A 14,069-nucleotide genomic window follows, 5' to 3' on the forward strand; every position below is an offset into this window, starting at 1 on the left:
GAAACTTCCATCAGTGGGGGACATCCGCCACTGATGGAAGTCCCGTCCAGTCGGGCTTTATTGGTAGTTATCTTCCACCTACCTTCTTTGGGTTGCTCCAACTTTGAGGTAGGTGTCTTACTGCCCGTTAATACGATATAAATATGTAAAAAGGATAGCGTGTAGCTATCTTTTTTTATTGAAAATCATGATATGAAAGGAGGTATCTATCCATTGACGAAAGCTGCAATTCATTATTAGAAAGCCAGAAGTTAAATGAAAATGAAAAATATATTAATAAAACAAATTGATAAAATATAAGAAAATTAATAATATAAAATAAATTGTAATTGTTCAAAAAGTCTGATATATTTGAGTAGAAAATGAAAGAGATATAAAACGGGTAGAGATACAATGGTTGTTCTAGCTTTTTAAAAGGGGAGTTAGGCTGTCCAGTAGCTGTATTTGTTAGGCCCTTGCCCGTTTTAGTACACATCATAGCCTATGTGGATAGGAGGTGTTAAGTGCGAAGGTAGAAACTGTATTTTTTAGTATCTCTTCGTATAGTAACAGCTTCTTGGGAAGTTGCTTTTTTATTTTCGAAATTGATTAATAAGTATGGAGCTATAGGAAGTTCTTTGTTTGGAACATGTGCCAGATTTCTCAACTCTTTCAAAACTATTATTATGAACAATCTAAACATAGAAAAACCTTGTACGCTGCTTACCGCGTATTCTTTATTAGTGGATGAAATAGCTAGAGGAGAATATTGTGGGAAATATATTTGTGCAATCTTGGAAAGGCTTACAGAAATGTAAACGAAGATCTATTTGGATGGGAGGAAGGTAAAATGGGAGCTGAAAATAATTATTTTCCAGGACTTGATGGGGTAGTTGCAGCAGAGACAAAGATTTCTTTTCTTGATACAAAAAAAGGAGAAATCGTTATTCAAGGGTATGACTTGATTGAGTTATCTAAAACAAAAAGTTATTTAGATATTGTTCATCTTTTATTAGAGGAGAAACTTCCTAATTCGGATGAAAAAGCGGCATTAGAAGAAACGCTAAAGCATGAATATGAAGTTCCTACTGGTGTTTTTGATGTTTTAAAAGCATTGCCAAAACAAACGCATCCGATGGACGGGTTACGCACGGGAATTTCTGCGCTCTCTGGCTATGACAATGAAATTGATGATCGCTCATTGGATGTTAATAAAAAACGTGCTTATAAATTGTTAAGTAAAGTGCCGAATATAGTAGCTAACAGTTATCGAATTTTGAATAATGAAGAACCAATCGAACCAATGCAAGAGTTATCTTATAGTGCGAACTTCTTCCATATGCTTACGGGTAAGAAACCTTCTGCATTAGAAGAAAAAATATTTGATAAATCACTTGTTCTGTATAGTGAACACGAGATGCCTAATTCTACTTTTACGGCTAGAGTAATTGCGTCTACACAATCAGATTTATACGGTGCTTTAACCGGAGCGGTTGCTTCTTTAAAAGGTAATTTACATGGAGGTGCCAATGAGGCAGTAATGTACATGCTGCTTGAAGCGGGTACTGTTGAGAAATTTGAAGAATTACTGCAAAAGAAACTGTATAACAAAGAAAAAATTATGGGATTTGGACATCGCGTCTACATGAAGAAGATAGATCCAAGAGCACTCATGATGAAGGAAGCATTAAAACAGTTATGTGATGTGAAAGGCGATTATACATTATATGAAATGTGTGAAGCTGGAGAAAAGATTATGGAGAAGGAAAAAGGAATCTATCCAAACTTAGATTATTATGCTGCTCCAGTCTATTGGATGTTAGGTATTCCAATTCAACTGTACACACCAATCTTTTTCAGTTCAAGAACGGTAGGCTTATGTGCGCATGTGATTGAGCAACATACAAATAATCGATTGTTCCGCCCACGTGTAAATTATATTGGCGAGCGACATGTGCTTAGCAAATAAAAACAACTGGGGAGTTGTTAAGGCCGCCCGCCAGGTGGGTGTTTGACCGACACCCATTCTTAATAATAACGAATTGTCGACAGAAAGGGAAGGATAGCGTGATTAAAACAAATGAAATTAAACAAAAAGATGCAATTTTAGAAGAAATTACGGATTATGTACTAAATAAAGAGGTGACAAGCTCAGAAGCATTCAGTACGGCACGCTATGTGTTACTTGATACGCTTGGATGTGGAATTCTAGCACTGCAATATCCAGAGTGTACGAAATTACTAGGACCAGTTGTACCAGGAACAATTGTGCCAAATGGTACACGTGTACCGGGAACATCATTTGTACTTGATCCAGTACGCGGTGCCTTTAATATCGGATGTATGATTCGTTGGTTAGATTATAACGATACATGGCTTGCAGCAGAATGGGGACATCCGTCTGATAATTTAGGTGGTATTTTAGCTGTTGCAGATTATGTAAGCCGCGTTCGTATTTCAGAAGGAAAAGAACCATTAAAAGTACGAGATGTACTTGAAATGATGATTAAAGCACATGAAATCCAAGGTGTACTTGCATTAGAAAATAGTTTAAACCGCGTTGGTCTTGACCATGTGTTATACGTAAAAGTAGCGACAACAGCAGTTGTTACTAAAATGCTTGGTGGCACGCGTGAAGAAATCTTTAATGCATTGTCTCATGCATGGATTGATAACTCTAGTCTTCGTACATATCGTCATGCTCCAAATACGGGTTCACGTAAGTCATGGGCAGCTGGGGATGCAACAAGCCGTGGTGTTCATCTTGCACTTACTGCATTAAAAGGTGAAATGGGTTACCCAACAGCATTATCTGCACCAGGATGGGGATTCCAAGATGTATTGTTTAACAAGCAAGAACTAAAATTAGCAAGACCTTTAGATTCTTATGTAATGGAAAATGTATTGTTTAAAGTATCATATCCAGCAGAATTCCATGCTCAAACAGCTGCAGAATGTGCAGTGAAATTACATCCAGAAGTGAAAGAACGATTAGATGAAATTGACCGTATTACAATTACGACACATGAATCAGCAGTTCGTATTATTGATAAAGAGGGTCCGTTAAATAACCCAGCTGACCGCGATCATTGCTTGCAATACATTACTGCAATCGGTTTATTAAAAGGTGACATTGTTGCAGATGATTATGAGGATGAAGTAGCTTCTGACCCTCGCGTAGATGAATTACGAAATAAGATGGTTGTTGTTGAAAATAAACAATACAGTTTAGATTACCTTGATCCGAACAAGCGCTCAATCGCCAACGCTGTTCAAATTCATTTTAAAGATGGTACAGTAACAGAAAACGTAGAATGTGAATATCCATTAGGTCACCGTTTCCGTAGAGACGAAGCGATTCCAAAGGTTGTTCAAAAGTTCTCTGCAAATATGGCTGTTCATTATTCTAATAAACAACAAGAAAAAATTCATGAAGCTTGTTTGAATGAAGAAAAATTAGAAAATATGAATGTAAATGAATTTGTAGATCTTTTCTTAATTTAAGTATAGGGGGAATAAGAATGGCTTGGGTTGTAAATAAACAGTCAACACAAGAAGAACTTGCCAATCGATTCCGAACTTTAGTAGAAGCACCTGAAATCTTGCAAATTCCTGGTGCACATGATGCGATGGCTGCTCTTGTTGCAAAAAATACTGGATTTTCAGCTCTTTATTTATCAGGAGCTGCTTATACAGCAAGTAAGGGTTTACCAGATTTAGGCATTGTAACATCTACTGAAGTAGCTGAAAGAGCAAGAGATCTTGTTAGAGCAACGGATTTACCTCTTCTTGTCGATATTGATACAGGATTTGGTGGAGTGTTAAATGTAGCGAGAACTGCTGTAGAGATGGTGGAAGCAAATGTAGCCGCTGTTCAAATTGAAGATCAGCAGCTCCCTAAAAAGTGTGGACATCTCAATGGGAAAAAACTTGTTTCCATTGAAGAAATGCAACAAAAAATTAAAGTGATAAAAGAAGTAGCGCCATCGATGGTTGTTGTAGCTCGTACGGATGCTCGTGCAGTTGAAGGATTAGATGCATCGATTGAGAGAGCAATTGCTTACATAGAAGCAGGTGCAGATGCTATTTTCCCAGAAGCTTTACAGTCAGAGGAAGAGTTTCGTTTATTTACAAAGAAAGTAACAGTACCTTTACTTGCTAATATGACCGAATTTGGAAAAACACCGTATTATACTGCTGAAGAGTTTGCTAATATCGGTTATCAAATGGTCATATATCCAGTGACGTCTCTTCGCGTAGCAGCAAAGGCTTATGAGCGTATTTTTCATCTTATAAAAGAAGAAGGATCGCAAAAAGAAGGGCTTTCTGATATGCAAACAAGAAGTGAATTATATGAAACGATTTCGTATCATGATTTTGAAGAATTAGATAAAGGAATTGCAAAAACAATCTTATCTGAGGGGCAATAGATAAAGTGAAACTTCCAGCAGTAGAGGGGGCATCTCCCTCATTGCTGGATATGTTAAAGCAATCGGGCGCATGCCAGCAGTTGTCACCCATCTATCTTCCTCGCTCTTCTTTAAATCGTGGAAGATGGGAGTCTTACTGTCCCAAAATAGCGAGATAAAATAAGAAAGCGATGATACACATTTTTAGCAAAAACACCTGCTTGATGTGAAATGAATCATCGCTTTTTTGTCATATTAACGGATGGTAAAAATGAGATTGATAAAAGTTTTTGAACGAAGAAGAAACAAAATCTTCATTTGTGTAGTTCCACTTTATCATAATATTAGTTCCTTTATAGAAAGAAACTAGCGTGTGTACAGATAGTAAAAGAGAGGAATAGACATTCTAGAGGAGGGGAAATCAAGTTATGATGGCTGCAAAATATGACTTTGTTCGAAACTGGATGAAGCAGGACCCGTATATTTTGAAAAAAGATAATACGATTCGAGAAGCATTACGACTACTAGCTGAATCAGAGAGTACAGAACTCCCTGTTTTAGAAAATAATCATGTGATTGGAGTTGTGAAACTAATTGATTGTGTAAAGTGGTTAGAGAATCACTCAGAGTGGAATGAACCAATTGTTACTATACTGAGGCATTCTTTCTATAAGGTACGGGAAGAGTTTTCTTTAAGCGAGTTGGAGAATATCCCACTTTACGTTACTTGTGAGGAAAACAGAGAGCTCAAAGGAGTGGTCAGTAACAAGGAATTATTAGCGTTTCACCAAGGTTTAGTTCAAGAAATCGAATGTGCACATCAAACGATTGAGTGGTTTAAACTTTGCTTTGATACTGCATATGAAGGAATCGCAATTGTAGATGAAAATGGAATTATCCAAATGTTTAATGAAACGTACAGTCGCTTTGTTGGTGTAACGAAAGAAGAAGCAATTGGGCAGCGCGCTGAAAATGTAATTGAGAATACACGGCTTCCAGTTGTATTAAAAACAGGAGTACCAGAAAGAAATCAAGTACACCGTCTGCAAGGACAAAATCTAGTTGTGCACCGGATGCCGATTTGGAAGCATGGAAGAGTGATAGGTGCTGTAGGGATGCTTATTCATGAGGGGATTTCAGATATTTATAAAATACTAGAACGATTTGATCAAAAGGATAGGACAATCAAACCAACGTTTTCTAAACCGAAAAAGAAGCAGATTCGATTTGAAGATATTCTTGGAGAAAGCCAAACAATTTCTGAAACGAAAAAAATGGCTCGAAAAGCAGCTGGATCCAAAGCATCCGTATTAATTACTGGGGAAAGCGGTGTTGGTAAAGAGCAATTTGCACGTGCTATACATGATACCGGTATAACAAAAAATGGTCCATTTATTAGTGTGAACTGTGCTGCTATTCCTGATAATTTACTAGAATCTGAATTGTTTGGTTATGCAGAAGGTGCTTTTACAGGTGCGAAAAAGAATGGGAAGGCAGGGAAGTTTGAACTTGCAAATCATGGAACATTATTTTTAGACGAGATTGGCGATATGTCCCTATTAACACAAGTGAAAATTTTACGTGTTTTACAAGAAAGGGAAATAGAAAGAATAGGTAGTACACATCCAATTCCTGTTGATTTCAGGCTAATCGCAGCGACAAATAAAGATTTAAAACAAATGGTTAGAGAAGGAACCTTTAGGGAGGATTTATATCATCGTCTTCATGTTATTCCGATTCATATTCCACCGCTTCGCTTTCGAAAACAAGATATACCACTCATTGTCGAAGAACATTTACAAAAGTTATGTCAAATGTATGGTGCCGAAGAAAAGACACTTGATAAAGAGGTATTACGCCTTATGTTCCATTATAATTGGCCGGGTAATGTCAGGGAATTAATCAATGTGTTAGAAAGGCTGTTTGCACTATCAGATGATGCACATATACGGGCTAAGGATTTACCGGAAGAATTCTATTATCGGGATATAGAGCAAAAGAAATTAGTACCTATGATTCAGTCTTTACCAGCAAAACAAGAAGCGATGAAAGTGGTGCGTGAAGAGGAAGAAAAAGGATTAATTGAACGCGTTTTAAAAGAAGCAAAAGGAAATAAGTCAAAAGCAGCGGCAATGCTAGGGATTTCTAGGGCGACCCTTTATAATAAATTGTCAAGATTCAAAATCTAAACAATTATTATATCAAGTGTAAAACTGTCTAGACGGTTTTACGTTTTCTTTTCATTTTGCCCTTGTTCTATCAAGTTTTTAGATTGGCATAGATTTTGCTTATAAATAAAATGAAGACCGAAATGATAGGGGGATACGGATGGAGAAAACAAAGTTGCAATGGGACGAATTTTTTTCGCTGAATCAGGAGCTTAATACAACCTTTTTTACACCTGAGGATTTTTCAAGTGATGAAGATTTAATCGCAAAAACAACAGAACAATTTGTGAAACAGGAAATTGTTCCTCAAATTGAAAATATCGAGCAGCACAATTATCAAGTTTCCCGCAGGTTGTTTGAAAAGGCTGGAGAACTTGGATTGTTGAGTATAGAGGTTCCAGAAGAGTATGGTGGATTTGAATTAGGGAAAGCAGTTTCTGGGCTTGTGGCGGAAAAGATGGGATATGCAGGAGCCTTTAGTGTTTCTTTTAATATTCATGCTGGAGTAGGAACGCTGCCATATATATATTACGGAACAAAAGAGCAGAAGGAAAAATACTTATCTAAAATTGCATCAGGTGAATGGATTGGAGCTTATGCTTTAACAGAACCTAATGCTGGATCTGATGCATTAAGTGCAAAAACAAGTGCTGTCTTAAATGAAGAAGGAACAGCTTGGACATTAAATGGTGAAAAACAATGGATTACAAATGCTCATATGGCTGACGTATATGTTGTTTTTGCAAAGACAAATAAAGGAATGACAGCATTTATTGTCGAAAGAACATGTGAAGGCGTTTCGATTGGCCTAGAAGAAAAGAAAATGGGTATTAAAGGTTCTTCAACTGCGACATTGATTTTAGAGGATGTCGTCATTCCTGCTGAAAATGTACTAGGGGAAGTAGGAAAGGGACATCACGTAGCTCTTAATATTCTCAATTTTGCTAGATTGAAACTTGCTTTCGGAAATATTGGAACAGCAAAGCAAGCGATTGGCCTATCTGTTCAATACGGAAAAGAACGAAAACAGTTTCAAACAGAATTAGTTGATTTCACGATGATTCAAGAGAAAATTGCAAATATGATTATCGCTACATACGGTGCAGAGAGCGCAGCTTATCGAACAGCAGGCGTAATTGATGAAGCAATTCATGAGAGTGATGAAGGTATTATGCAGAAAATGTCTCAATTTGCAATGGAGTGTGCGATCAACAAAGTGAATGCTTCAGAAACACTTGGAAATATTGTAGATGAAGCGGTACAAATTCATGGTGGTTATGGTTATATGCAGGAATATGAAGTAGAACGATTATATCGTGATGCTAGAATTAGCCGTATATTTGAAGGAACGAATGAAATTAACCGCTTAACAGTTGCGAAAATGTTGATGAAACAAACGAAACAACTAGGGAACCAAGTAGATGAAGACACATTTGAAAATGTAGAACGAAATCATCGTTATATTTTATTATCGAAACAATTATTGAAGCAATCTTTGAAAACGCTATCTCGAACTCCTGAATTAAAAATCGAACAAGAACAAGAATATTCACGCGTGTTAGCAGACATGTTGAAAGATGTATATGTAATGGAATCGGCATTTTTACGTACAAGGAAAGCGATAAGTAAAAATGGTGAAGAAAAAGAACGTACAAAACAGTTTATAACGGATGTGCTTTGTGAAGAAGGATATCGAAAAGTAGAATCAGCAGCAATTGTTCTTCTTTCTGCAGCGGTGCAAGAAGAGCAAACTAGAAATGCCATTCTAGATGAAATTCGTCAACTGTCAGTACCTCTATACACGAACTTGTTTACGAAAAAGAGAGAAATTGCAAAAACGATTATAAATCGCGGGAAATATATTGTTTAAATAGGAGGAGAGCAGTATGAGAAAGATTGGTTTTATCGGTTTAGGTAATATGGGTCTTCCAATGTCTAAAAATTTAGTCAAATCAAATTATACGGTATATGGAGTCGATTTAAATAAAGATGCTGAAGCTTCCTTCGAGAAAGAAGGGGGAATCATCGGTTTATCAATTGGAAAATTAGCAGAAACATGCGATTTGATTTTTACAAGTTTACCGTCACCGCGAGCTGTTGAAGCTGTTTATTTTGGAGAAGAAGGTTTAATTGAGAATAGTCATTCGAATGTTGTTTTAATTGATACAAGCACAGTAGCTCCGCAACTAAATAAAAAGCTTGCAGATGCTGCGAAGGATAAAAAAGTCGATTTCTTGGCAGCGCCGGTTAGTGGTGGAGTAATTGGAGCGGAAACCCGCACATTAACTTTTATGGTTGGTGGACCAAAAGAAGTATATGAAAAAGGTTTACCAGTGATGGAAGTATTGGGAGCAAATATATTTCATGTGAGTGAGCAAATTGATAGTGGTACAACTGTAAAATTGATTAATAACTTATTAATTGGTTTTTATACAGCAGGTGTTAGTGAAGCTTTGACATTAGCAAAGAAGAACAATATGGATTTAGATAAAATGTTTGATATTTTAAATGTGAGTTATGGACAAAGTAGAATTTATGAGCGCAATTATAAAAGCTTTATTGCGCCAGAAAACTATGAACCAGGATTTACTGTAAATCTACTAAAGAAAGACTTAGGATTTGCAGTTGATTTAGCAAAAGAAGGTGAGCTTCACTTACCAGTGAGTGAAATGCTTTTGAATTTGTATGATGAAGCTGGTAAAGCGGGATATGGTGAAAAAGATATGGCTGCTTTATATCAAAAGGTAAGTGAACAATTAATCTCTAGTCATAAATAACAATGAATACTAGCAAATATAAAAAATAAAAAGGAGCGAATACAATGATTACAACAGAAATTAAACGCGTGAAAAATCATATTAATGGTGAATGGGTAGAATCTACTGGCACAGAAGTGGAAGCAGTTCCGAATCCTGCGACTGGGAAAATAATTGCTTATGTTCCACTTTCTCCAAAAGAAGATGTGGATCGTGCTGTTGAAGCTGCAAAGGTAGCATATGAAACATGGTCTAAAGTACCAGTTCCAAATCGCTCAAGACAGCTATATAAATATTTACAACTTTTACAAGAAAACAAAGATGAGCTTGCAAAAATCATTACATTAGAAAATGGTAAAACATTAAAAGATGCAACTGGCGAAGTGCAGCGAGGGATTGAAGCTGTAGAGCTGGCAACATCAACACCAAATTTAATGATGGGGCAAGCACTTCCAAATATTGCAGGTGGAATTGATGGTTCAATTTGGAGGTACCCAATTGGAGTTGTTGCTGGTATTACACCGTTCAACTTCCCGATGATGATTCCACTATGGATGTTCCCATTAGCAATCGCTTGCGGTAATACATTTGTATTAAAAACATCTGAAAGAACGCCGCTTTTAGCAGAAAGACTAGTAGAATTATTCTATGAAGCGGGCTTCCCGAAAGGGGTTTTAAACCTAGTACAAGGTGGAAAAGATGTTGTAAATAGCATTTTAGAAAATAAAGATATTCAAGCTGTTTCATTTGTTGGATCTGAGCCAGTTGCACGCTATGTATACGAAACAGGAACAAAATATGGAAAACGAGTACAAGCACTTGCAGGAGCGAAAAATCATGCAATTGTTATGCCGGACTGCGATATTGAAAAGACAGTACAAGGTGTCATTGGTTCTGCATTTGCGAGCAGTGGAGAACGCTGCATGGCATGCTCTGTTGTAGCGGTAGTGGATGAGATTGCTGATGAATTCATTGATGTACTTGTATCAGAAACGCGTAAATTAAAAGTCGGTGATGGTTTCCATGAAGAAAATTATGTAGGTCCATTAATTCGTGAATCTCATAAAGAGCGTGTACTAGGCTATATTAATAGCGGTATAGCAGATGGAGCTACTTTATTAGTAGATGGCCGTAAAATTAATGAAGAAGTTGGGGAAGGTTATTTCGTTGGAGCAACAATCTTTGATGGTGTGAATCAAGATATGAAAATTTGGCAAGATGAAATTTTTGCTCCAGTATTAAGCATTGTGAGAGTAAAGGATTTAGAAGAAGGAATTAAGCTTACAAACCAATCAAAATTTGCAAATGGTGCAGTCATTTATACGTCTAGTGGTAAACACGCACAAACATTTCGTGATAATATCGATGCAGGGATGATTGGTGTAAACGTAAACGTTCCAGCTCCAATGGCATTTTTCGCATTTGCAGGAAATAAAGCTTCTTTCTACGGTGACTTAGGTACAAATGGAAAAGATGGTGTACAATTTTATACACGTAAAAAAGTAGTAACAGAGCGCTGGTTTTAAGAAAAATGTAAAAAAAGTGTCCATGATATTGGACACTTTTTTTAATAACATAAGCTTTATTTTGTATAATTAGCTTCTTAGAAGATTGAAGAAGTTATTTACAATCTCTTCTGAAACATCTTCTAAATGTTTATATTTATATTGCGGATTTTGGTCCTTATCTATAACAACCGAGCGTATTCCCTCGAAAAAGTCTTCATGTCTCAGAAAGTTTTTAGCGAGCACAAGATCAGTAGCAAAGCATTCTTCTAATGTCTTCTCTTCTCCATCAATAAATTGTTTTAAGGTTATTTTTAAGGAGAATGGGGATTTTGACAACATTATTTCTTTTGTTTGAGTTGCAAAATGGGTCCCATCTTTTTCTAAAGAATGAATAATCTCTTCAACAGTATGATAAGAAAAGTGCTTATTAATCTCTGTTTGGAATGATGACAGTTCACTTTCATTAGCAGGAAGCTCAGAATAGTCATCGATTAGCTGTGTTAATGCTGTATGTATGTCTTTTGCATGCCAATCAATTTGTTCGATATGATTAAGAAAAGTATTCAAATTATCACTTGTCATGTAAAAGTCTGCAGCATTTATATATAGTACATCAGGAGCTTTAATGACAGAAGCTGTTAATGCTAAATAACCCCCTGTATGCCCTGGCGCTTTATTTAAGAAATAAGCAGATCCGACATCAGGGAAAAAACCAATATTCATTTCTGGCATAGCCCATTTTGTTCGCTCAGTAACAATTCTATGACTAGCTCCGTAAGTGAGTCCAACGCCTCCGCCCATAACAAAGCCATCTAAACATGCGACAATGGGTTTAGAAAATTTATAAACAAGCATATCTAATTGGAATTCATCTTCAAAAAATTGTTCTGCTTTTTGCATGGCAGATTCATGTAAACGCGCTTCGTAAAGAGTTTTAATGTCACCTCCAGCACAAAGTCCTTTCGTACCTGCGCCTTTTATAATGACAAGATGAATTTGATCATCAGATTCCCATTCTTTTAGTTTTTGTGTAATAGGTCCTATCATTTCATATGAGATTGAATTTAATGCTTTTGGGCGATTTAATGTAATAGTAGCTACGCCATTTGCGTGAATCGAAAATAGAACTTGATCAGTCATAATATGTCCTCCTTTTATGAATGTCTAAAATTAGGTTTTCGCTTCTCTACGAAAGCTTGAATGCCCTCTTTAGCATCATCAGTTACAAATAACTCAGAGAATTTTTCGCGCTCTCTTTTCAAGCCTTCAACCATATTTTCGTTATATCCTTGTGTAATACATTCTATCGCACGAGTGATGCTAGTCATGCTTTTTCCATCTAAGTATGATTGAGCAATTAGGAGAGCGGTTTGTAACAGTTCCTCTTGGGAAACGACTAATTGAACGAGACCGAGCTCGGCCGCTTCTTTTCCGCTTACTTGTTTACTCGTTAAAATTAAGTCTAAAGCTGTTGCCATATTTGTTATTCTGCTAAGGCGTTGCGTACCGCCAAAGGTTGGGAGTAATCCAAGTTTTAATTCTGGTAAACCAAGGATAGCATTATCTGATGTAATTCTAAAATGACATCCCATAGCTAGCTCTAATCCACCACCAAGAGCAGGACCGTTTATGGCAGCAATAACCGGCTTCTTCATGGCTTCTATTTCGTCACAAAGTGCCTGTCCTGCTGTTGCCATTGCTAATCCTTTCTCTTGGTCTCCCAGTGCCGAAACAAATTCTTTAATATCGGCACCTGCTACGAAAAAACGTCCAGCACCAGTTAGAATAATAGCTCTTGTTTCGTCATCTTCAGCAAGCATTGAAAAGATAGATCGTAATTCAGCTATGCACGCAGATGATAAGGCATTTGCCGGGGCATTATTTATCTCTACTATGGTAATAAAGTTTTGTTTTTTTACATTTGCAAATTTAGTTTCCATTATCTACATCCTCCTTTTTGATCATCTGTTTTTTTGCAAGAATTGTGCCAATTCAAATGTTATACGTTAACAAGGAGGAATTGAACACAAAGTGTTTAAACGTCTAAACAAATAGACATTTTGTAAGGAAACAGAGTGAGCATATTATGTAATGATTATACAAGGAAAATCGATGTCTAAGGGTGTAAAAAGAGCTCGGCTTTTGTATATAAATTTCTTGTTTTATTTCTTGAATCCTGCTATTTTATATGTCTTTTTTTGTTTTAAAATGAAGAGCAAATGAGTATACTGTAGAAAGTAAAAGAGATGTTCAATAGTAATACGTTCTTTCGGGTTTTGTATATCATCCTGCTAAAGTTTTTAGACTGAAAGAATATATCTTTTAAAATAAAAAAGTGACAAACAATCAAAAGTATGCAAGGAAGGAAAGTATGAGAATTTATCCCGCATTTATGGGCAGTAAGACCCCCACTGATGAAAGTTTCACTTTATGAAACGAAAACCTGGCATATTTTGACGAGTTATTTTTGAAGGATTTTCATTAAAGAAAAAGGAATATACAACTTCTAACGATAAATTAATATTGTTTTGAAAAATTGTTATTAAATATATAATTTGTAATTTTTTAGAATAAAGGTTTTAATAAATATGTATAGTATATTTTCTATATTTAGGTTTTTTATTTTGTTGTTATTATGTCCTATGTACTAGGTTCACTTATAAGTTTTATTTATCATAAGTATAGAATGTCTAATGTGCCCAAAGAAAGGAAAGAAAGGGGAGATCGGAATGTCAGGGCCTTTGTTAGTATCGGTCATTATTTTATCTTCTCTTATGATTGGTTTAACTTTCTATTTTCACCAAGAAGATACACAGCATGATACTATACAAGATAAAGTCCGATTTGTATTCCCGGTCTTTATCTTAACAATTGCGATTAGTTTTGCAGTAAATCAAAATGATTACATTGCGATTCTTTCTTGGCTTTTGACAACAGTATTATTATTTGTTGTTTTATACTTTGTAATGAAGGATTATTTACAAAAATAAAAGTGCCGTGAACGGCATTTTTATTTTTAACAAATAATTAATTTCACATACCGTATTAGGAATCAAAATTTTAACAAAATTATCAACAACATTATTTGCGTCTATCATGCTATTAGAGATGTAAATGGGTTCCTATAACGTATTGGAAAAAGCAGTTTCAAAGGTGTCTGCCAAAGATGGTATATAGAAAAACTCTCACTAGAAGATTCGAATGGGATAAGTGGCGGGAGTTTTCATATTCTTTTCTTACTTTTCTCAT

Annotated in this window: 10 protein-coding genes; 8 read left to right on the forward strand and 2 right to left on the reverse strand. The window is 36.0% G+C overall.

Going from position 1 to position 14,069, the window contains the following annotated elements; genetic code table 11:
* The first annotated feature begins 829 nt into the window (after positions 1–829).
* The 7 genes from mmgD (at position 830) to AB1284_RS09070 (ending at position 10,838) form a co-directional block, all read left to right on the forward strand.
* Entirely contained in the window at positions 830–1,948 is a 1,119-nt protein-coding gene (gene mmgD / locus AB1284_RS09040; protein WP_429750004.1) for a citrate synthase, read from the forward strand.
* Between the two features lie 98 nt (positions 1,949–2,046).
* Complete coding sequence (gene prpD, locus AB1284_RS09045; protein ID WP_429750002.1) at positions 2,047–3,483, forward strand: 2-methylcitrate dehydratase; 1,437 nt, start codon at positions 2,047–2,049, stop codon at positions 3,481–3,483.
* Between the two features lie 17 nt (positions 3,484–3,500).
* A complete protein-coding gene (gene prpB, locus AB1284_RS09050) occupies positions 3,501–4,409 on the forward strand; it encodes a methylisocitrate lyase (protein ID WP_429750001.1) in 909 nt (302 codons plus the stop codon).
* A gap of 407 nt (positions 4,410–4,816) precedes the next feature.
* A complete protein-coding gene (locus AB1284_RS09055; protein WP_429749999.1) occupies positions 4,817–6,577 on the forward strand; it encodes a sigma 54-interacting transcriptional regulator in 1,761 nt (586 codons plus the stop codon).
* Between the two features lie 139 nt (positions 6,578–6,716).
* Positions 6,717–8,426, forward strand: coding sequence for an acyl-CoA dehydrogenase family protein (locus AB1284_RS09060; protein ID WP_429749997.1), 1,710 nt, complete (start codon positions 6,717–6,719; stop codon positions 8,424–8,426).
* Between the two features lie 16 nt (positions 8,427–8,442).
* Positions 8,443–9,333, forward strand: coding sequence for an NAD(P)-dependent oxidoreductase (locus AB1284_RS09065; protein ID WP_429749995.1), 891 nt, complete (start codon positions 8,443–8,445; stop codon positions 9,331–9,333).
* 44 nt (positions 9,334–9,377) lie between these two features.
* Complete coding sequence (locus AB1284_RS09070; protein ID WP_429749993.1) at positions 9,378–10,838, forward strand: CoA-acylating methylmalonate-semialdehyde dehydrogenase; 1,461 nt, start codon at positions 9,378–9,380, stop codon at positions 10,836–10,838.
* Positions 10,839–10,907: 69 nt separating this feature from the next.
* Here the strand turns inward: AB1284_RS09070 and AB1284_RS09075 are convergent, their stop codons facing one another.
* Together AB1284_RS09075 and AB1284_RS09080 are read right to left on the reverse strand one after the other, a co-directional pair.
* Entirely contained in the window at positions 10,908–11,960 is a 1,053-nt protein-coding gene (locus AB1284_RS09075; RefSeq protein WP_429749991.1) for an enoyl-CoA hydratase/isomerase family protein, read from the reverse strand.
* A gap of 14 nt (positions 11,961–11,974) precedes the next feature.
* Complete coding sequence (locus tag AB1284_RS09080) at positions 11,975–12,760, reverse strand: enoyl-CoA hydratase-related protein (RefSeq protein ID WP_429749989.1); 786 nt, start codon at positions 12,758–12,760, stop codon at positions 11,975–11,977.
* Positions 12,761–13,549: 789 nt separating this feature from the next.
* On the opposite strand from AB1284_RS09080, the gene AB1284_RS09085 reads away from it, so the two are divergent.
* On the forward strand, positions 13,550–13,810 hold the full coding sequence (locus AB1284_RS09085; RefSeq protein WP_429749988.1) for a hypothetical protein: 261 nt from the start codon (positions 13,550–13,552) through the stop codon (positions 13,808–13,810).
* Positions 13,811–14,069: the final 259 nt, after the last annotated feature.

It is taken from the genome of Bacillus sp. S2(2024), from assembly GCF_050474045.1.
GTDB classification, from domain to species: domain Bacteria; phylum Bacillota; class Bacilli; order Bacillales; family Bacillaceae_G; genus Bacillus_A; species Bacillus_A yunxiaonensis.